This window comes from Microbacterium maritypicum (assembly GCF_041529975.1).
Taxonomy (GTDB): domain Bacteria; phylum Actinomycetota; class Actinomycetes; order Actinomycetales; family Microbacteriaceae; genus Microbacterium.
The window spans coordinates 2,320,272-2,340,437 of the sequence record NZ_CP168030.1; the positions used below are offsets into that span (position 1 = coordinate 2,320,272).

At 60.0% G+C, this 20,166-nt stretch carries 16 protein-coding genes; 5 read left to right on the plus strand and 11 right to left on the minus strand.

Annotated features, from left to right (window positions below):
- Positions 1-38: 38 nt before the first annotated feature.
- Positions 39-533, plus strand: coding sequence for a hypothetical protein (locus tag ACCO44_RS11285; RefSeq protein WP_372466598.1), 495 nt, complete (start codon positions 39-41; stop codon positions 531-533).
- Between the two features lie 165 nt (positions 534-698).
- On the opposite strand, the gene ACCO44_RS11290 is transcribed toward ACCO44_RS11285, so the two are convergent.
- The 10 genes from ACCO44_RS11290 to ACCO44_RS11335 form a co-directional block, all read right to left on the minus strand.
- Complete coding sequence (locus ACCO44_RS11290) at positions 699-2,492, minus strand: AAA family ATPase (protein WP_372466599.1); 1,794 nt, start codon at positions 2,490-2,492, stop codon at positions 699-701.
- Positions 2,493-2,562: 70 nt separating this feature from the next.
- Entirely contained in the window at positions 2,563-3,375 is an 813-nt protein-coding gene (locus ACCO44_RS11295; RefSeq protein WP_372466600.1) for a GIY-YIG nuclease family protein, read from the minus strand.
- A 23-nt stretch (positions 3,376-3,398) separates the two neighbouring features.
- A complete protein-coding gene (locus ACCO44_RS11300; protein ID WP_372466601.1) occupies positions 3,399-5,081 on the minus strand; it encodes a UvrD-helicase domain-containing protein in 1,683 nt (560 codons plus the stop codon).
- Positions 5,082-6,689, minus strand: a complete 1,608-nt coding sequence (locus ACCO44_RS11305; RefSeq protein WP_372466602.1) for an ATP-dependent endonuclease — start codon at positions 6,687-6,689, stop codon at positions 5,082-5,084. It abuts the gene before it with no gap.
- On the minus strand, positions 6,686-9,790 hold the full coding sequence (locus ACCO44_RS11310; protein WP_372466603.1) for a type I restriction endonuclease subunit R: 3,105 nt from the start codon (positions 9,788-9,790) through the stop codon (positions 6,686-6,688). Before ACCO44_RS11310 ends, ACCO44_RS11305 begins: the two co-directional genes overlap by 4 nt.
- The gene (locus ACCO44_RS11315) at positions 9,787-10,854 is read right to left on the minus strand and encodes a hypothetical protein (RefSeq protein WP_372466604.1); all 1,068 of its coding nucleotides are present in this window, start codon (positions 10,852-10,854) and stop codon (positions 9,787-9,789) included. Before ACCO44_RS11315 ends, ACCO44_RS11310 begins: the two co-directional genes overlap by 4 nt.
- Complete coding sequence (locus tag ACCO44_RS11320) at positions 10,855-11,982, minus strand: restriction endonuclease subunit S (RefSeq protein WP_372466605.1); 1,128 nt, start codon at positions 11,980-11,982, stop codon at positions 10,855-10,857.
- Complete coding sequence (locus ACCO44_RS11325) at positions 11,979-13,547, minus strand: type I restriction-modification system subunit M (protein ID WP_372469401.1); 1,569 nt, start codon at positions 13,545-13,547, stop codon at positions 11,979-11,981. Before ACCO44_RS11325 ends, ACCO44_RS11320 begins: the two co-directional genes overlap by 4 nt.
- Before the next feature lie 227 nt (positions 13,548-13,774).
- Positions 13,775-14,485 carry a hypothetical protein gene (locus tag ACCO44_RS11330; protein WP_372466606.1) on the minus strand — a complete coding sequence of 237 codons (711 nt, stop codon included), beginning with the start codon at positions 14,483-14,485 and terminating at the stop codon, positions 13,775-13,777.
- A gap of 35 nt (positions 14,486-14,520) precedes the next feature.
- On the minus strand, positions 14,521-14,862 hold the full coding sequence (locus ACCO44_RS11335; RefSeq protein ID WP_372466607.1) for a hypothetical protein: 342 nt from the start codon (positions 14,860-14,862) through the stop codon (positions 14,521-14,523).
- Between the two features lie 488 nt (positions 14,863-15,350).
- Between ACCO44_RS11335 and ACCO44_RS11340 the strand changes: the two genes are divergently transcribed.
- On the plus strand, positions 15,351-16,625 hold the full coding sequence (locus ACCO44_RS11340; protein ID WP_372466608.1) for a hypothetical protein: 1,275 nt from the start codon (positions 15,351-15,353) through the stop codon (positions 16,623-16,625).
- Between the two features lie 192 nt (positions 16,626-16,817).
- Positions 16,818-17,498 (plus strand): hypothetical protein, encoded by a 681-nt coding sequence (locus tag ACCO44_RS11345; RefSeq protein ID WP_372466609.1) that lies wholly within the window; start codon positions 16,818-16,820, stop codon positions 17,496-17,498.
- A 192-nt stretch (positions 17,499-17,690) separates the two neighbouring features.
- Here the strand turns inward: ACCO44_RS11345 and ACCO44_RS11350 are convergent, their stop codons facing one another.
- The gene (locus ACCO44_RS11350; protein ID WP_141897000.1) at positions 17,691-18,008 is read right to left on the minus strand and encodes a hypothetical protein; all 318 of its coding nucleotides are present in this window, start codon (positions 18,006-18,008) and stop codon (positions 17,691-17,693) included.
- A 461-nt stretch (positions 18,009-18,469) separates the two neighbouring features.
- Here ACCO44_RS11350 and ACCO44_RS11355 point away from each other — a divergent pair, with 461 nt between their 5' ends.
- A complete protein-coding gene (locus ACCO44_RS11355; RefSeq protein WP_372466611.1) occupies positions 18,470-18,751 on the plus strand; it encodes a hypothetical protein in 282 nt (93 codons plus the stop codon).
- Positions 18,752-18,754: 3 nt separating this feature from the next.
- Positions 18,755-20,161 (plus strand): hypothetical protein, encoded by a 1,407-nt coding sequence (locus tag ACCO44_RS11360; protein WP_372466612.1) that lies wholly within the window; start codon positions 18,755-18,757, stop codon positions 20,159-20,161.
- The last annotated feature ends 5 nt before the right edge of the window (positions 20,162-20,166 follow it).

Sequence of the window (20,166 nt, forward strand, 5' to 3'; positions counted from 1 at the left end):
TCGTCAGCCTATGACGGCGACGTTCCCCGCGGCTCCCGGTGATCATCGCAGCTTCGAAGGGCCCTGGAAAACAAGAAAACCCGCGATCTCTCGCGGGTTTCGTTGTGGGGCTCTTGCAACAACACTCAAAACATGTCGGAGTAGGCGAATCACCTCTGGATTTGGTCTTTCGGTCGCAACGATCGAAGCGGTCAAAAACGCGCCAGAACAAGCCGATCCAGCGGGCGCGGCAGCTCCGCGAGGAAGAAGTCGACGCTCTCGAGGAAAGATTCCGCGAGCTGGGTCATCTCACGAACGCCGCTTGCGAGTTTGGCATCACACGCATGACTGCGGCAAAGCTGCTGGGCGAGCGCGGCATCGACACGTCTCGAAGACGGATGTCCGCATCTGACATGAAGCTCGCCACAGACGCGTATCTCGCTGGGGACTCCGCCGCAGGCATCGGCAAGCGCCTTGGATTCGCGCCCCACACTGTCATCAAGACCCTACGTGCGGCGGGTGTCCTGATCCGACCGCGGCCGGGGCGCGCCTAGGCTGATCGACTGCTGCCGAGTGCGACCTGCTCGGCGGGGAGCGAATGACAACTGCGTGATCCCTGTTGCCAGGCTGCCCCTCCTGGCCGGTGACGGGCTGCTGAAGTGGTCCGTAATGGTGAGGCGCGGCATTGGATGGTCCACGACGAGCTCAACTTGGACTGGTCAACCATGAACGGTTAGGTCGAGGACCTCTGCCTCGTCTGGCGCAGCTTCAATTGTCGTCTGTGCGGCTTCCAGGTACGCCGATACTCGATCTAGAAGGTCAATAGCAGGTGATGATTCGTAAGTGCGCTGGTCAATGACTGACCGCAGCCAGTCCGCCTTGTTGCCCTGTGGCACTTCCGGGTGAAGACGCTCGAGCTCTCCTTGCTCCACAATGAAAACGCCGTGCCGCTCAAGGTGATTCGCAAGTCCACGGTACGCAGTAAGCGCATCGCCTGAGAGTAGGGCGGAGCCCGAATTCTTCAGATCTTTCCACCCTGATTTCGGGGCTGCAGCTTCCTGAATCTTCCGCGCGTCGCCCTTCGAAAGGTGGATTGAGGCGGATCGGTCGAAGACCTCTGTGATCTCGGCTCGAACTACACTTCGCTTGAGAACTTGAGAGCGAGACTGGACAGCAGACACGACAGTGTTGCGTAGCGGGATGAGCGCTGAGGCGTCTGCGCCAGCAGACTCCACGAGCGCATTGAACTCGTGGTCGTTCTGCAAGATATCGATATCGAAGATTGCAGCAACTGGGACGGCGGTGGCTGCGAAGGCCTTGATGGCGCGTGCAATTCGAGCTTTGCCGCCAGCGTGCGTGAAGTGTGCTTCTCGTACATACGTGAGGGCTTGCTGGCTCGGAAGGTCGAGTACGGCACGGTAGTACGTGCAATCGGAGTCTGCTTCGCAGAGAACCACACCCGTCGAGAAAAGACCGTTCAGCATGTCATAGTGCTTGATCAGCGGATCCTCGTACAGCTCCGATACGGCCGTGGCCGGCAACTGAGCAATGTGATTTTGAGTGCCATCCCGAGTCAGCCGAGCGATGGAGATTTTTCCCGAAGCAGCAGGCGTCGACGTGAGGCCTGCGATGATGTCCTCACTGTGAGTGGCGACCACCACCTGCACGCCGTTCGCAGAGGTTGCATAGCTTGCAAGGAACTGACCAAACATTCGCGCCTGCGGTGGGTGCAAGAAGGCTTCTGGCTCGTCGATCAAAACGAGCGGAGACCGTCCGGTGAGGACAGAGAGGGTCATCCCTACAAAGGCACGCATGCCATCACCCTGATCTGAGAGCAGGGGCAGCGCGTTGAGCTCGGCCATGTACTCCGGTGGCTGCGGGCTGATGCCTTCCGCGATTGTGACGCTCCCTGAGTGCAAGTGGATCTGGCTTCCTGCGTAGCGGTTGACCGTGACGCCCACCTTGAAAGCAGCTTTCGTAAGCTCGGCTATTTGGGCTTCGAGTTCACGCTTCGCATACAGAACTTGCAGCGGCCCCGTAGGCTGCTCCCGATAAAGATCGAAAGAGCTAGTGCTGCCAGTCAGACCGAGTCGTTGTTCGGCGTTCAGGTAAGTCGCGAAGTACTGCCCCAGTCCGTTGAGCCCGCCGTCTGTTCGCCCCCACCAGTGAGTGATCTGGGTCGGCGTCAGAACGCCACCGTTCGAAAGTCGGAAATGCTCTTCGGTGAAGTGACCGTCGTTGTACTGCCCTGGTGCACGACGCGGGAATAGTAGTCCGAGCTCCTCGACCTGATCCTGCACAGTTCCTGAAAAATCGAGTTCAATTCGGCCGACGACCTTCCAGGGGCGGCCCGTCCAAGACGATGAGTCCGAGATGATGCGCTCGTGCAGCTCGCGGAGCAGCGAACTCTTTCCGGTGTTATTCGGGCCAACTATGGCTGTAACACCGGAGGCTACGTCGACGGCGTCGCCCGACGTGAGCGTGATCTGCTTGAGTTGAATAAGTCTTGCCATCGTGACCTGATTATGACAGGAGACACCGACACGCCAAGCGCGACCTTGTTCCGTAGGCCCGTATCAGCGCCTAGTTTCGGTTCAGGCCATGCCGCCTCGAGTCCAGCGCGACCTTGAAATGACTCTCGGCGATATCGATCGCTGACGTCGGTGTCGACGGGTCGAAAACGCGCAGGAGCGAGTACCGAAAACTTGACGGGTCCAGCGCTCGCAGCTCAACGTTGCCGCCATGCCCGTTGGTCGCATACGCAGTCCATCGTTGACGGATGTTTTCCTCGCCGTCCGCCTTGCCAACGTAGTGCCGACCATCGCGGGTGTCCGTAACGAGGTAGATGCCAACGACTGAGGAAAGTGCCGTTCGCCACGACGCATAACGATGCTCGCGCATGACGGCCACGAGCTGCGGATAACTGAGGACGAGGCGGTCGAAGCCAGGAAACGGGATTGGTTCCGCGTCGGCGATACCGAGGACCGGGTAGGTAGCTGCAGTCGTTCCGCGCAGTTTCCAACTTCGCGGTGCTCGCCAACCGATCACTAGGCGTCGCTGCAGATCAGCCAGATGGTCGGTCTTACCGATCTCGAACACCCGAAGCACGCCGTCGTTAGACATCTCACCAAAGTTCTCCACGACACCCCAGAATCGTGCCTGGTTGCCGCCCTCGGGAATGAACACAACCCAGTAGCGCGGCGGAAGCGTTGGGAAACTTGTCCTCTTGGAGGACTGGCGACGCGTGTACTCGATGATCTCCGCGTCCGTCGAGTCCGCATGGATTCCGCGGAGGCCAGTATCCGTGTGTTCTTCGATATAGACGTGACGGATCACCAATACTTCGGCGAGGTCAAGCCCGGCATCGAGAAGGATGGGGCTCAGAGTCAATCCCATATCTAAGCTTCTTCCTGACGACATCACCGGACGGCGATGGCTGCCCAGTCAGCGGAGTTGAACCACTCAACGAGCTCTTCGGCTTTTCGAGGGTTTGCCGTCGCGAGACTGGTGAGGAAGCTCGACGGCTTCCGATCCATCGGACGTCCCGCGTTAGTGGGGACGGACACCGCCCGGCTTACGATCACTCCGTGTCGCGCGCGAGACAACATAACCGAGAGAACCCGAGCTTCCTCGATCTTTTCGTCCGAACTGGTAGCCCGGAAATCCGGGATCACTCCGTCCTCAAGACCGACGATAACGACCCAGTCAAACTGCTGACCCTTGCCAACGTGTCCGGTCAGCAGATGAACTCCGGGAGCGGTTATGAGGGTCGCGGCGTCGCCGATTTGAATACGAGACCGGATGTCGCCGGCTGCCACTCCACTACGGAGAAGATCGTGACACCAGTGCAGGGCGTCGAGCAGGCTCTCGCGCCCGCTCGGCTCTGAGACCGACTCGAATCCCGCGGCGTCGCGCAGGAAGGCCATCTTGTCCGCTGCGGCTTCGTAACCACGGACATCGAACCGCGCGAGTAGTGACTTGAGAGTACGAGCTGTCTCCGTATCGAGTACGCCATCGTCCCAGCGGAAAAACGGCACCTTTGCCGCCTTCAGCGCAGATTCCACGAACCGTCGCCTTCCCAACGTCCGCGCTATGACTCCAATACGTTGCTGAGGAACGCGCGAGACGAGAGCCTGGGCCACCCGAGTGACCCAATCGCCCTCTGCATCTGCTGTGTGATGCCCTACAGACGCGGCGAGGCCACCACCGGGCCACGACGCAGGGTCAGCGGCGGTCAGCGGTGTTCCTGCTGTCAGCGGTGACATTGCATTGACCATCGCCAACACTGCGGGCGACGAGCGATGAGACTCGGAGAACTCAATCACCTCGGTGCACTCCGCGCGGACGGCCGCGTCGATCGCGACTGGCTTCGCTCCCGCGAATCCATAGATGCCCTGAGCGAGATCGCCAGCGTATGTCGTGTTCTTGTATCCGATGCGGTTAACGATCCGCAGCTGTTGCGGCGTGAGGTCCTGGAACTCGTCGACGATCACGCTTCCGAAGTGGGCCTGGTACAGGTCCGCCACCAGGTCGTTCGCGAGAATGAGCTCAGCCAAGCGCGGAAGGTCATCGTAGGTGAGCCGTCCCTCGGACACTCGCTGGCGTTCGATCGTGAGTGCCGCCTCTCGTCCGGGCGCGCTCAAGTACGTCAGAATCTCGTCGTCGGTGCGTGGCTCTTGCTTCGCGATCCTGAGCGTCGTCTGCACCGCCGCTGACGTACTGAAGTCGAAGCCTTTCGCGCGACACTGCGCTCCTACCCAGTCGCCGTCCGGAATCGTCATTGCAGGATCGAGCCCGATGACGTTGGCGTGCGCTTTGAATAGCCGTGCGGCCAGCCCATGGAAGTTGGTGATCGTGACTCGGTCCCGAAGCGTTCCGCTCGGAAGATAGTCCTGAAGACGTTCGCGAATGTTGTCTCGCGCACGATTCGAGAAGGTGGTCACGAGGATCTTTTGCGGTGCAACGATGTCGCCGCGCTGGAGCAAGCCCTGAATGCGGAGCGCGAGCGCTTCCGTCTTGCCGCAGCCGGCGGGTGCAATAACCAGGAGATCACGTGCCGTGGAGTTACGAATCGCAAGTTGCGAAGCGGTTGGTTGAATCATCTACGGTGCGATCTCCGTCAGGAGCTCATCGACGCTTGTGATCGCAGACGCATTCGTTTCCGTCAAGATTGGCAGTACCGAAAGAGCAGCACGAACCTTGCGCTTGTTCACGCGGCAGAACGTCGCGACGTCGCTGTCCGTGTAGGTGCCGCCAGCGCCAGTTGGGACGCAGTTTGCCATTTCGTTTGTCGAGAAGTGTCCGCCACTGAGTAGCGCAGCGTGAACGTTGGGCCCTCCGAGGGCTCTGACGTACTCGTCTTCAAGATCGCGCTGCGACACGAAGACTGAGTTAGCCCGGAGGTCGCTGGCAGCGATGCCGAGCGCGCTGGCGATTGTCTTCTCGGCATCGAGGTCGATGAGACGAGAAACCGAGAGCTTGAAGCCCGTTGCGCCAAAGAGCTTGGCGATCGGAAGGATCTCGCTTGCACCATCGGTCTCGATGACGCTGACTCCAAGACGGTCAAGGTTGCGGTCAGTCAAGTCCGCGACGCGCTCGAGGATGATGCGGTCTGAAAGACCCTCGACGGTGACTACTCGAGTCGCAGTAAGCGGCTCGAGTTTGTCGCGCACCCACCACTTGACGAAGGTTCGCTCGTCAGCCGCTAGGAAGCCCGCGTCCGGTTGGACGATCTTGCCGCCGGGACGAACCACCACGATCGAGTCCGCATCGAACGCACCGACGATGTCCGACGAATGCGTTGCGAGCACTTTCTGGTTGCTGCTCGTGCGGAGGAGCCGAGCGAGACTGCGCTGGGACGTGGGGTGGAGATGGATCTCCGGCTCGTCGATGCCTACAACGTTCGCACCCGCGCTCATGAGGTCATATAGCGCGATTGCATAGAGCGCCCGCGTGCCGTCCGATTGCTGCGATAGCTCGTGCTCGACTCCGCCCTTAGAGACTCGAAGGCGGACATCACTGAGAAGATCGTCGTCGGCGGACGCGCCGCTGACGAACGATAGATCCTTCTTTCGCAGCTTCTCGGGCAAAGCCTTCGAGAGTTGGCTGGCCAGTTGCTTGCGGAGATCGCCGAGTGTACTCGACGTGTCGAGTGCCTTCTGAAAGCCCGTTGTGAGCGTATCGAAGTCTGCCTTCTCGGCACCCAGCTCGACCGCGCGGAGCATATCGTCCAGCGCGGAACGACGGTCCTCGCGAAGGTCGCGGGTCTGAGCGGTGGCGCTGAGGAACTTCCACCCGAGTCCGGCGATCTGGTCTCGCGACAGTTGTCGGCCCGTCCCCGCATGTGGTCCGATCCTTGAGATGCTGAGCGATTCGCTGGCATCAACGGATGCAATGAGCTGGAGGGTGAGGGAACGGGATTTGGTGGTCGGGTCGGTATAAATTTCATCCGCAAACAGCGCCTTCTCGTCTTTCGAGAAGTTGGAGAGCTCTACCTCAAACCTGAGTTCGTGGTCGGAGTCGCGGAAGTCGTCAGCGCTCAGGTTGCCATAGAGCTGGGCCGTGCTTGCGCCGAGCACCAGGTCGATCGCTCGAAGGAGTGATGACTTGCCGACATCGTTAGCACCCACAAGGACGAGGTGGTCGCGAACCTCGATCTCGGTGTCTTCGAGTCGTCGGTAATTCTCGATCTTGATGCGTGTCAGTTTCACAAATTGCTCCCCGTTCCGAGCCCAAAGAACCGCTCGAAGAAGCGTGTCAACGCTTCAACGACGATTCGCTTCTTTTCCCCATGGCTACCGTCGGGCGCGAACCGGGAGACCGGTCGCAGAATCTTCATGATGGCGGTGCCACTCGTACGGAACTGGCCGTCACGGAACGCGGCGTCGATGAAGGCGCGCGTCTCATCGGGACGAAGTTTCTGATCCGCGATTAGGCTCTCAAGCTCAGCCTCGCGCTTGGCGGCCACGAACGCTTGCCATTGCTCGTCGACAGCACCGGTGACGGATACCGAGTCGACGAAGTCCTCGACAAGGTCGCGTTTGCTGCGCAGGCTCGGACTAGCGTCGACCGCGCGCGCGATCTCGGCGCGGATCTCTTTGTCATCGCCGTCGCCGAAGCTGGCGCGGTATTTCTCCACGAGCATCAAGATGTAGTCGACGTTGATCTCGACCTGCTTGATCAGCTCGATTTCGAACACGACATCGTCGTTGATGAGTTCCTTGTCGGAGTCGCGGTCACGCCGGAACTCGGCATAGAAGTCGAGGTAAAGGCTGCGGTAGTCCTGGGCCTGGCGTTCGCTCAGGGGGTCTTGACCCTCGAAATCATCGAACGAGGTCAGGATGTTTTGAAGCCGGAGGATGGCACCAAACAGCGCGATGAAATCCTTCTGTGCTTCTTCGCCGACGATCTGGTGGCCGAGCGGGAAGCGTTGCAGAAGGTGAACGACCTTCTCGGCGTAGTCGGCGTAGTAATCCTGGTACGGCTTCAGGAGCACGACGCCGCGCGCGTCCTTGTTGCCGAAGAGCTCGAGAGCGGCGTTGGTCGCATCTTCGAGGTTCCGGAACGAGACGATGTTGCCGTACGTCTTGACGGAGTTCAGGATGCGGTTGGTACGGGAGTACGCCTGGATGAGCCCATGTGAGCGGAGATTCTTGTCGACGAACAGCGTGTTCATAGTTGTCGCGTCGAAGCCCGTCAGGAACATGTTGACCACGATGACAAGGTCGATCTCGCGGTTCTTCATCCGCTGCGACAGGTCCTTGTAGTAGTTCTGGAACTTGTCGGCACTGGTGTCGTAGCTCGTGCCGAAGTAGCCGTTGTAATCCTTGATCGCGGATTCGAGGAACTCGCGAGCGTCGCCGCTGAGGCCCTCGGTGTCGAACGCCTCGTCGTCAAGAATGTCGTCGACCGGGGCGTCATTCGCGCCGTAAGAAAAGATGACGCCAACCTTCAGGCGACGATCCGGCGTCAGCTCCTTCTGCTGAGACTTGAACTCGAGGTAGTAGCGCTGCGCGGCCTCGATGGATGCCGTCGCGAAGATGGCGTTGAAGCCGCGAACACGCTTCTTCTCCCGGAGCGCCTCTGCTCGTTGGCGCGTCCGAACAGACTCCGTGACGTTCGTGACAACGGAGTGCTCATAGCTCGAAGCTCGTCGTGTCTTCTGGTCGAAGTGTTCCAGCGTGTACTCAACGATTTGGGCTAGGCGCCGGGAGTCGAGGAGGGCCTTCTCAGCCTCAACACCGGATACCTGCTTGTCATCCGGCGAACCGACCTTGACCGTGTTGATGTAGTCGATCCGGAACGGCAGCACGTTCTTGTCCGTGATCGCGTCGACGATTGTGTAGGTGTGCAGCTTGTCGCCGAACGCCTGCTCCGTGGTCTTGAGCTGCGGGTTACCCCCTGATCCGGAGTTCGCGGCGAAGATCGGGGTGCCGGTGAATCCGAAGAGGTTGTAACGCTTGAAGGCGCGGGTGATGTCGGTGTGCATGTCACCGAACTGTGAGCGGTGGCACTCGTCGAAGATGATCACGACGTGGCCCGAGTAGATCTCATGGCCCTTGTTAGCACGAATGAAGTTCGAGAGCTTTTGGATCGTCGTGATGATGATGCGGGCATTCGAGTCTTCGAGTTGCTTCTTCAGTACTGCCGTCGAGGCGTTCGAGTTCGCGGCCCCCTTCTCGAATCGGTCGTACTCGCGCATCGTCTGGTAGTCGAGATCCTTACGGTCAACGACGAACAGCACCTTGTCGACGCTGGAAAGTTTCGAGGCGAGCTGCGCCGTCTTGAACGAGGTGAGGGTCTTACCCGAACCCGTGGTGTGCCAGACATAGCCGCCGGCCTCGACTGTGCCGAGGCGCTTGTAGTTCGTCGCGATGTCGATGCGTTGAAGGATCCGCTCAGTCGCGACGATCTGGTACGGACGCATGACCAGCAAGTCGCGGTCGACGGTGAGCACGCAGTACTTCGTCAGGATGTTCAGCAGCGCGTGCTTCGCGAAGAACGTCTTCACGAACGCGGTGAGCTCCTGAATCGGCCGGTTCTGGGCATCAGCCCACCATGACGTGAACTCGAAGCTATTGCTGGTCTTCTTCTTGCTGCCCGAGGTCTTCTTACCCTCATCGATGTGACGGTTGCGCGTCGTGTTGGAGTAGTACTTGGTCAGCGTGCCGTTGCTGATCACGAAGAGCTGGACGTACTCGAAGAGACCCGAGCCAGCCCAGAAGCTGTTGCGCTGATAACGGTTGATCTGATTGAACGCCTCACGGATGTCGACGCCGCGGCGCTTGAGCTCGACATGCACCATCGGCAGGCCGTTCACGAGCACCGTCACGTCATACCGGTTGGCGTGCTTCGCACCGTCGTCGTTCTGCCCGATCTCGTACTGGTTGATCACCTGCAGGCGGTTGTTGTGAATGTTCTTCTTGTCGATGAGCATCACGTTCTTTGTCGAACCGTCATCGCGCGTCAGGATTTGAACGTGATCCTCCTGGACGCGGACCGTCTTCTCGACGATGCCGTCGTTCTGGCTCGCGACCTTATTCTTGAAGAAGTGTTCCCACTCCGCGTCGCTGAACACGATGCCGTTGAGCGCTTCAAGCTGGGTGCGCAGGTTCGCGACGAGCTGCGCCTCCGTGGTGATCGGAAGATACTCGTACGCCTGCGACTGCAGCAGGCGGATCATCTCGCGCTCGAGATCCGCCTCCGACTGATATGCCGCCGCCTGAGCAGAGTCGGGGACATACTCAGCAACGACCGTGCTCTCGGCAGAGACGGCGATCGGGTCGTACTTGCGTGGAGACAAGTCGCTCATGCCCCGGCCGCCCATCTGAAAGCCTTCAAAAACTCTTCAAACTCGGTCTTGAATGCTTCTTTGTATTCGTCGGCGACATTAGTAGCATCGATATCAGCGAATCGGTCGTGACTGTACAAATTAAGAACCTTCGTAACGAGCGCGGCATTCGGGCCGATCAGCAACTCGCCCCAGCCGCCTGTGTGTCCGAGGAAGTTCGCCGTCTTTTCGAGCAGAGCTCTAAACTGGTTAAAGTGGGCTCGCTCGATCGCGTTCGCCGAGATTGCCCCCTGAACGTCCTTCACGATACCCAAGTGATAACTAAAAGGAGAGTCTTTCGGCTGATTGTTAAGCATCCATCCGTCGACCGTTCCTTTCGTAAGAGCATACGCTCGGTCACTTTTACGGCGGAGCGAATTGAAAAGAACATTAAAAAAGAGAGCGTGGTGTGTGGTGATAACGAATCTCAAGTTGATCGCTGACGCTCGTTTGACAAGGTTCGACAACGCAAGTGCCACTGATATGATACGAACATCATCCATGGACGACACGGGATCGTCTATGACTGCAAGCGTCAGCTGGTCATAGCTATCCGTGGATCGCAGATCTGGGCTATCACTGAGCGTTTCAATCGCCTCACTCAATACCGAGTAGTAGACGCTCCAAACAAATATGCTTTCCTCGGCCCGAGATATCTTGATGTCATCTGTCGAGCCGTCGTCACCGGTGTGTATGCCGAAACTAATCTCGCCGTTCTCGAAGTCGATTCTCGGTTCAATTCTGCCGCTCGTGAAAAACTGGAAGTTGTCGACGATTGCGCTGTCAAGACCTTGAGTCACGATAGTTTCCAGCAACTCTGATCCTGGGTTCATTTTGAGCACGACGCGATCGTTGTCCCAGGTAAATGCGTCCTCGACGAAAGAGTTGTAGAGAACTACCCCGTCCGGGTCGCGGTTCTTTAGGTGCTGAGCTAGTCGAGTCTTACCAATTGTGTTCGGGGCGTAGATCAATGCGCTTCGCGATTCGGCAAGCCCCTGTATTACCTCGTCAGCCAAGCTCGCGACCGTCTCATGCGGCTCCGTCATCTAGACCGCCTCCTTGAAGGTAAGCAGCTTGTCGCGGTAGTACTTGTACTGTTTGCGACGCGCAGCAAGCTCAGCGGGAAGACCGACCTCTGGATCGTTGACGAGTTTATCGAACTTGTCGAGTTCCGCCGCAATCCGATGTTGGCGCTCCAAAGCCGGAACTGCAACCTGGTACTTCAGAAACATCGGTCGACGTAGGGACGTTACCGATGCATGTACCGAGGTACGCTCCAGATAGCGACCGAAGTCAGCAATCAAGTAGTGATAGAGGTAGCGTGCATCCACGCGCGAATTGGGCACAATTCGATATGCGCGCTGGTGGAGCGCGTACTGGCCCGACGCGAAATGGAAGACCTTCCCTACACCAACGCCGTCACCCGCAGTGATAATGGCGTTCTCATTGAAATCAAACGAATCGAGCCTGAGTGGTTCGCGCCCTCGCGCGTAGAAGACGTACTCGCCGTCCACCACAGCATCCTTGGTGTCATGGCTTCCAGTACCGATGACAGCCAAATCTGCAAGCGAGACGCGATCGATAGTGTCATCGAATTCCAAAGCCTCGGTTCGGTAGTGGTCATACTGGCGGTGCCGGGCCTCCAGCTCCGCCTCTAGCTCCGCCTCCAGCTCCGTGAAGCCGTCCAATACTCTAACGATCTCGCGCTGAACTTCCGTGGGAGGAACTGGGATTTGAAGATTATCGGTGTCCTTCACGCTCAGCTGTGGAAGTTTTACTGAGGTTGCACGTGCCAGAGACTGGAGCTTCTCGACCTGCGTTAGGAGATAGTAGTAGACGAATTTCTGATCGACTTCCGATTCGTTGATCGAGTACGACCAGAGTTCACTCTTGTGCGTGAATGGGCGATCGTAGTATGTGAAACCGATATGTCCACGTGACTTCACGATGATGCTCGGGACTCGAACCACATCCTTCGGCGGAATCGCGTCCTCGGCGACATCAGCAACGGTCTGACCACCAGCGAAGACTCGGATGGGGCCGCGACTGCCAAGTGTCTTCATCTTCGAGGCGGTGATGGCAGTGCCTTTGTTCCGCTTTCCGAGAGATCCGAGCGGGCGTCGAGCGACCCCTTCCGGGCAGAGCTCTTGAAGCAGTTTATCGATGCGACTCACTCGGAGTCCTCCAGATTCGCCACCATGTCATCGATCGAAGTGCGGAGTTCCACCTGGCGCGCCACGATCTGTGCGATCTCGGCGTTCAATGCCGTGATGTCGACGACCTCGCGTGTGTCTTCCTGCTCAACGTAGGAAGACACCGCGATGTTGTAGCCGTTGGCAGCGATGTCCGCGTTCGAGACCAGTGTGGAGTAGTGCACTTCCTCGACGCGCTCATCAAGGGTCGTCAAGACGTTCTGCTGGTGCTCAGGCGTCAGCTTGTTCTTGTTGCCGACGCGCTTGAACTCGGACGAGGCATCGAGGAACAGCACGGAGTTGTCCGTCTTGGACTTCTTGAGCACGATGATGCACGTCGCGATAGTCGTGCCGAAGAACAGATCGGCCGGGAGCTGGATGACGGCATCGACGTAGTTGTTGTCGATGAGGTACTGACGGATCTTTTGCTCCGCCCCTCCGCGGTATAGCACTCCCGGGAACTCAACGATGGCAGCCGTGCCGTTGACCGCCAGCCAGCTGAGGATGTGCATGGTGAAGGCGAGGTCGGCTTTCGACTTTGGTGCGAGCACTCCGGCCGGCGCGAAGCGCTCATCGTTAATCAGGAGTGGGTTCGCATCTCCATCCCACTTGATTGAGTACGGGGGGTTGGAGACGATCGCCTCGAACGGCTCGTCATCCCAGTGCGCCGGGTCGAGGAGCGTGTCGCCGTGTGCGAGATTGAACTTCTCGTAGTTGATGTCATGCAGGAACATGTTGATGCGCGCAAGGTTGTACGTCGTCAGGTTGATCTCCTGACCATAGAAGCCTTCCCGGACGTTCTCCTTGCCGAGTACCTTCGCGAACTTCAACAGCAGCGAGCCCGAGCCAGCGGCCGGGTCGTAAACCTTGTTGACCGAGGTCTTGCCGAGGACGGTGATCCGAGCCAACAGCTCAGAGACTTCCTGTGGCGTGTAGTACTCGCCGCCAGACTTTCCGGCATTGGCTGCATACATCTGCATGAGGTACTCGTAGGCATCGCCGAACAGGTCGATCGAGTTGTCCTGAAGATCGCCGAGAGGAAGATCACCGATGGCGTCCAGGAGCTTCACGAGCTTCTCATTGCGCTTCGGCACCGTGGCGCCGAGCTTGTTGCTGTTGACGTCGAGGTCGTCGAAGAGTCCCTTGACGTCGTTCTCACTGTCCGTTCCGAGTGCCGAGGCCTCGATGTTCTTGAAGACCCGCTCTAGCGTCTCGTTGAGGTTCTCGTCGGAGGCGGCGCGGGCACGCACGTTCGCGAAGAGCTCGGAAGGGACGATATAGAAGCCCTTTTCGGCCACGGTCTCGCTGCGACCGAACTCGGCTGCAACATCGGGGAGCAGGGCGTAGTCGAACTCGGTGTCGCCGGCCGCGCGCTCACCCATGTTGATGTACGCCGCCAGGTTCTCAGAGATGAACCGATAGAAGAGCATGCCGAGCACATAAGACTTGAAGTCCCAGCCATCGACAGATCCACGTAGATCGTTCGCGATCCGCCAGATCGTCTTGTGCAGCTCGGCGCGCTGGCCTTCTTTAGTGGTCGGTGCCATTGTGTTTGTCTCCTGCGCAGCATGGCGCGATTCGTAGTAGTCACGCTCACCCCCAAGGTATCGGTCGATGCCGACACCTTGGGGGAGCGCCTCGGGTTTGAACATGCTGTCGGGAGCATTCGTGGCTCGAACCGGTTCAGCTTGCTGGGGTAATTATCGCATGAACAGGTCTTTTTTGAAACACTGACGAATGATGTGGGGTGCACGACTCCATCGAGGGTGCGCGCTCAATTGAACTCGAAGTCCTTATACGAGCTCCGGACATTGAAGCGCCGTCCGTCCTTGCGTCGTTGCAAGAATCCGGCGACGGTGTCGACATCGTTGGGGCGCATCCCGAGCTCGCGGCACTTTGCGCGAACCTGCTCGACGGTAATCGGAACCCAGCGGTCGGGTCGGTTCATCATGTCGGCCTTGAGCATGTCCTCCTCATTCCACTTGAGTCCCGACGAGTAGCCCGCAGCCATGGAAGCGACGTACTCGAGGATGCCGTCGACGCCGTTGGGCAACGGCTCGCTTGGGGTATCGCTCTCCGCCTCCATCCGAGGCGGTACTGTCGCGTCCTTGAGGAGTTGGACTGGATGGACGTCCTCAATCCAGTCTTCGGCTTCCGTGCCGCCGTGCTCGATCACGACCAGTGCGTCAGGTGTCGCATCCCACAGATCGTTGAGATGCTGGCGGTCGGGCCAGCAGTACACAACACGACGCCCACGTAGCGATCCGACCGAGAACCCGCGCCAGGTGTGCTGTGTGACTCCTGGCTGCTTAATGAGGCGCTTCAAACTGTCGCCGTCGAAGTCCTTCTGGGGCGTGACGACGATCACTGGCCCGCCTTCTTGATCGGCGAGCCATCGGAGCGCTCGTAGATTCTGAGCGTCGCGGGTGTCGTCTTCGGTGATTCGTGAGATGGCGACGGGGTGGTTGCCGGTGTTGGATGTCATCGGTTTCCTCTGGGCTCGGGTGCTGTGCCGCGATGCTACGAGAAGCCGCAGACATTGCACGCGTAAGGAGACGCATCATCGCGCTTACCGAAGAACAGAAGCTGGCCCGAATGGCGAAGCGCCGACTGGACGAAGCTTTGAGAGCGGAACGTCGCGCGCACCGCCACGAGGCGCAACGGCTGCGGTGGGCCGATGAGGGCATGTATCTGACACGCGACGAAGCCGAGGCCGGCGAACCCTGCCGCGGCTGCGGCCTGCCGGTCATCGATGGACTGGACAACTGGCCCGGTACCTCCGTCATGAGCGAGGGCGAGCGGATCGAGTACGACAATGTCGAAGCGCGCTTCCGCGAGATGCACCCGGACTGTGATTCGCACCGCTGGAGCATGGCTGGCTCACGGGCGACGCATTGCGGCTCGTGCTGTCCTCCGCTCCCGATCCCCGAACGGCACCTGGAGAACCTCCGCCGCTTCTTGGCGTCTCTACCGCCTCGCCGAGAAGATGACCTGGTGGTTTGGGCTCGGACACTCACCTGCGGGCATCGCGTCGAGGTCAGCGTGCACCATTCGCACAGCGGACCGAGTCTGTCCACTGAGTGGTGCCCTGATTGCGAGCTCACTCGAGGCGTTGTCAGCTCCGAGAAGGTCATGAGTGCTACTTCCCGCGCAGCGGAAGCCAGACGTCAGCACATGGAGGAAGTGGCACAAGTCGAACGTGACGTCGAGAAGGCCGAGGAGTCCGTGCGGGCCACTAAGCGGAAGCTGGATGCCCTGCGTGCAAAACCGCCGCTCTAAGCAGCGCGGCTACGTCCGGGCCCTCGACTAGCGTGGCTCATGACGGGCCTTTGCCTTGAACAGGAGCGAGCATGAGCGGCGAAATCGAGCTGGTGAGCGACGGCGACGGCGTTGCCATCTTTGGTGACCCCAGAGAGATCGACCTCTTCCTCTCCACCGCTGGAGTGCCGTCGAAGGAGATCGCGCTTCACCATAAGCTCGGCTCCGCCCTGAGCACCGGTTCGGGCGCCGCGCAGGCCGGCTCTCAGATTGCTGCGAACTCGGGACGCTGGGTGAAACTGACCGAGGATTCCGCCAAAGCGCTCAAACTTGGCAAAGCGATGAAGGGATCGTCCGATGGCGTGAGCCGCGCCATCGCGACGACAAGCAAGGGCAAGGTCACGAAGATCCTTGAGTTCGTGAAACCCGGGTCGGTCGGATCGATGCTTACTAATCCAGCGATGCTCGCAGGTGCTGCAGGCATCATGGCGCAATTGGCCATGCAGCAGACGATGGACGAGATCACGGACTATCTCGCCAAGATCGATGAGAAGGTCGATGACGTGCTGCGTGCGCAGAAGGACGCAGCGCTGGCCGAGATGATCGGCGTCGGCTTCGTCATCGACGAGGCGATGACTGTCCGAGAGCACACCGGGCGGGTATCGAACGTGACGTGGTCGAAGGTGCAGGGCGCTTCGCAGATCGTCGCCACTACGCAGGCCTACGCGCTGCGGCAGCTCGATGCCCTGGCCGAGAAGCTGGAGAAGAAGCGAAGCGTCGGCGATGTTGCGGAGGTCGCTGCTGCGGCGGACGCCACCGTCGAAGAATGGTTGGCTGTCCTTGCGCGTTGCTTCCAGCTCCAGGACGGCCTCGCAGTACTTGAACTTGACCGCGTGCTCGATGCCGAGCCCGCCGAACTCGAAAGCCACCGCGCTGGTCTTCAGGCTGCCCGTCGCAAGCGCCGCGAACAGATTGCAACCACGACGCGCGGCCTGCTCGCTCGCATGGACGCGGCGGCGAGCACAGCGAACGAAAAGGCGCTCCTGCATCCTTTCAAAGCGGCCACCGTCGTGCGATCCAGCAATGAAGTCGCGGCTGACGTCCTAGTTTTCAACGAGCGGATCGGGATTGATACAACTCGCCAGGAGATCGAGACCAAGCGCTGGCATGAGGCGGTAGGCGAAGCGAGGGAAAAGGCGGTTGAAGCTAGCGGTGAAGCCGTCGAGGTTGTGCGACGCTTCAGCATAAAGACATTCGAAGACGCGAAAGTAGTTGGCGAGAAGCTCGGCCATGAGATCGCCGAACGGATGCCACAGCGGCGCGCTTCCGCCGACGCCGATGCCGCTGCCACGGGTGATGAGCGGTAGGGGATAGCCATGGACGTTCGTGGGCCCACGCCGCACGAGACGCGAATTGAGCTTTCTGGAGCGCTCATTGGCATCATCAGCTGCACCAACCGAGTGGTCGGTCGCACCTCGCGTCTCGCAGGTCCCCAACCCGGAACGACAGCTCACAAATGGCTTGAGGGAGGGAGCTGGTCGACGGGGTTCGCATCAATCATGCAGGCGATCAGCACCGCCGCAGATCACGGTCGCGCATTCGCCTGGGTTTTACGCGCCAAGGAAGATCACGGGCCATCGTTTGCGGCGTTGTGTCGCGCTTTCGTGGAAGTCGCTGGACGCGCGTGGTGGTTGCTTGATTCTTGCGATGCCGCCCAGCTTGAGTACCGTGCGGCGGCGATGCGACTCACGGAGGTGAGGGAGAAGGGCAGCAGCGGACTTACAGTTCGCGTTCGTGACGGCGTTTACGAAACTGTCAGCTACGAGGAGGCGCTTCTCGACGCTCAAAGGGCACTCAGCCGGGTGAGCGTCGCCGGACGCAAGGAGAAGAAGACACCGGGCTACACAGCGCTGGCGTGTGGTGTGATGTCCGCCGCTGAGATCGTCGAACCCGACGCCAAGTACTCGCATCTGTCTGCCGTATCGCACGGCGCGGGGTTCAGCGTTGGCGGGCTCGGTGCACGAGCACCCCACCAAGCCGACGGGTTTACGCATTTCACGATCTCGCTGCCGATCGCGAACGCCCAGCAATATCTCCGGATCATGACTCGGGTATTCAACGTCGTGATGGAGAAGTTCATCTCGCTCGCGGGAGATTCTGCTGAGCAGGCCCGCTGGCGTTACGCGTATGTGAATGGACACAACAGAATCGTTAACGCGTTCGACGCCCTGTCTGATTGACAGCCGACGACCCTCCAGGCCTCCTTACTGTTGTCGCGGCCGAGAAACTCTGGTTCTCGGCAAGCCGCGGGGCAGCAACGAGGGCACGAAAGTGATTCCGGGCAAACTGCCCGGGGAGAGCGTCCCAACGCGCTCAGATCCCCGGACAGCCGCCCCTCTCCCGTTCCCCAGTGCGGGGGAGGGAGCCTTACGTCAGGCAGAGCCCGACTTTGCACGCGGAGCCTTGGCTCCGGTGCCGCCGAAGATAGCCTCGATCGCGTTCTGCTTGGTCTTGGCCTCGCGTTCGATCTCGGCGCGGACCGTCTCCGCCCTGGCGAGCACCTTGGGGTCGGACTTACTGGTCTCGACCCAGGCCTCGAGGGCGATGCGGATCTCTTCGGTGACGGAACGGTCGTTGAGCTGGGCAATAACTTCCAGCTGCGCCCGGAGGCCGTCGGTGATGCGAACGCTAAGCGGTCGCGTGGGGCCGAGTGCCGACATCGGCACTTCAGCGGGTTGGTTCTCACTCATGGTGAGCCTCCTCATCGGGAGCGGCCGGCGAACCTGGGTGGTTCTCCTGCATGCCGCATGCCGATGAGGAACGACGCTGAGTATGAACCGCTACTCCAGCACGTCGATCTTCCGATCGCGAGCGTTGTGAAAACTACGGCGGAACAGGACTTGAACAGATTGCGCTCATGCTTCATAGTCAGGCCGGTAAAGAGGATGCACGAGCATGAATACGAAGACGAGGGAACGACTAGATCAGCTGCTGAACACCGAGATGGACCGCAAGGCCTTCTTGAAGTATTGCGGCGTCGCATTCCTGAGCGTTATCGGTATCAGCGGCCTGATTCATGCCTTGAACAGAGCCGTCAGGAAGCCGACGACAAGCAGCCCGGAAAGGTCGAGTGGTTACGGGGGTCGAGCTTTCGGTGAGTAGCCCACTTCTGAGCTCCGAATCATATGCTCGCCAGCCGATACGGCAGTTCATGGCCGCGCTGCTGATGACCGCCGTCGCCGCGCTGACGACGATCGGCCTCACTGCGCCAGTCGGTGCCCAGAGCGTCTACGGCGACAGTTCGGTCTACGGCAGCAATGCCTACGGGGCCGGCGCTGCGAGTGAGTCAGTGCTGCCGCCGAACACGGGATTCGGACGCTTCGTGCAGAACGCCCTCGAGCACCCTCTGCTGATCTGGGGATCTGGGATGCTCCTCGTGGCCGCCGTCATGGTGGCAATCGGAAGAACAAAACGACGTAAGCAGGAGAACTAATGCATGGCACGATTACCGCAAGTCGGTGGAGATAAAGGTAACTGGGGAGATATCCTCAACGACTACCTCAAGCAGGCCCACGCCGACGACGGAACCCTTAAAGCCGGCATCGTCGGCGCACCGCAACTGAAGCCGAGCTCCGTCACAGGAGATGCGCTCGCCAGCAACAGCGTCAATGCCAGCAAGATCGCCGAGGGGGCCGTTGGTGCCGCTCAGCTCGCTGATGGGTCCGTGACTCGGTCGAAGGTGGCTGGTGCTGGGCAGGCTGACGGTATTGCAACCCTCGACCGGGACGGTCGACTACCGGAAACGCAGGTTCCGACACGGTTAGAAGCGCCGGAGCTTTCCAACACCATTGTCACGGTGGCGGATGCCATGCCCGAGGCCTACCTGAACGCGATCAGCGCACCTAACGGGGCAATCACGAGCATTACGCACGGAGAATTGTCCGCGTCGTTCGGCAACTCCCCGGCGACTGTCACGGGCGATCGCATCACGCATTCACCGACCACAGCATCGAACAGCGCCGCCTACATCCAGGCCGATATCGGCGGGCCGTGCCGACGCGTCGGCATGGAGTTCGAGATTCCAAACGCCGGAAATGGCACCCTCGCGATCGTCATCCCCAACACATCCTGGGCGGGTGGGATTGTCAACGCTGGGCTGCATACCACCGTCACAGCGGCGGGCATCGTTTCGTCGGGCCGGAACGTGGGCGGCACGAACACCGGCACCAACACGACCCGCGTCGGGCCGCTCACCGGAGTGCACAGCATCGAGGCGCTCCTGGACGACGTGCGCGAAGAGATCACCATCCTTCTCGACGGGGTAGAGGTTCTCCGCTACACCGACGCCATCGCGTTCACGATGCTCTCCGACTTCGCGATCTGGGAACTCTTCCAGGCGAACGGGACATCCGGCGTCCCGTCGTTCATCCGCTCGGCATGGGCGGGCAAGCGGACGCTGATCCCGCCGACCGCGCGCGGCGCACGCATCGAGCGCGTCCGCAAGGGGTACGGCAACACGTTCGCCACTCCGGCATCCATTAGCCTTCCGACGACGTACCGTGCCGTGCTCGGCATCGGCGCTCTGGGCGTCTACTTCCCGCCGTCCGGGCGACTGCTGTGCGAGTACGAGGTCTGGATCAGCGCGAACGCGCTCACCGCTGGCGTGCGACGCGTCTACGGATCGATCGCGTCATCGCAGGACAAGGCTCTGATGTACGGCGGCCAACTCGGTCTTGCGCGATGCCGCACTATCGTCAGCGGCACGCCTGGCGCGCTACAGATCCTCTCGCCGCAGATGTGGGCAGAGGATGCCTCCGGCACCGTCACCGCCACTATCAGTGCAACTTCTGGACCCGCCGTGATGATGGCTACACCTATCGAGGCCGTCGTGCCAACGAGCTAGCCCAC

What these genes read in the sequence shown, in the direction of transcription:
- ACCO44_RS11360 (WP_372466612.1), top strand. Translation starts at nt 18,755, where the DNA reads ATGGCACGATTACCGCAAGTCGGTGGAGATAAAGGTAACTGGGGAGAT.
- ACCO44_RS11290 (WP_372466599.1), bottom strand. Translation starts at nt 2,492, where the DNA reads ATGGCAAGACTTATTCAACTCAAGCAGATCACGCTCACGTCGGGCGAC.
- ACCO44_RS11340 (WP_372466608.1), top strand. Translation starts at nt 15,351, where the DNA reads ATGAGCGGCGAAATCGAGCTGGTGAGCGACGGCGACGGCGTTGCCATC.
- ACCO44_RS11300 (WP_372466601.1), bottom strand. Translation starts at nt 5,081, where the DNA reads ATGATTCAACCAACCGCTTCGCAACTTGCGATTCGTAACTCCACGGCA.
- ACCO44_RS11325 (WP_372469401.1), bottom strand. Translation starts at nt 13,547, where the DNA reads ATGGCACCGACCACTAAAGAAGGCCAGCGCGCCGAGCTGCACAAGACG.
- ACCO44_RS11315 (WP_372466604.1), bottom strand. Translation starts at nt 10,854, where the DNA reads ATGACGGAGCCGCATGAGACGGTCGCGAGCTTGGCTGACGAGGTAATA.
- ACCO44_RS11310 (WP_372466603.1), bottom strand. Translation starts at nt 9,790, where the DNA reads ATGAGCGACTTGTCTCCACGCAAGTACGACCCGATCGCCGTCTCTGCC.
- ACCO44_RS11345 (WP_372466609.1), top strand. Translation starts at nt 16,818, where the DNA reads ATGCAGGCGATCAGCACCGCCGCAGATCACGGTCGCGCATTCGCCTGG.
- ACCO44_RS11330 (WP_372466606.1), bottom strand. Translation starts at nt 14,485, where the DNA reads ATGACATCCAACACCGGCAACCACCCCGTCGCCATCTCACGAATCACC.
- ACCO44_RS11355 (WP_372466611.1), top strand. Translation starts at nt 18,470, where the DNA reads ATGGCCGCGCTGCTGATGACCGCCGTCGCCGCGCTGACGACGATCGGC.
- ACCO44_RS11350 (WP_141897000.1), bottom strand. Translation starts at nt 18,008, where the DNA reads ATGAGTGAGAACCAACCCGCTGAAGTGCCGATGTCGGCACTCGGCCCC.
- ACCO44_RS11295 (WP_372466600.1), bottom strand. Translation starts at nt 3,375, where the DNA reads ATGGGATTGACTCTGAGCCCCATCCTTCTCGATGCCGGGCTTGACCTC.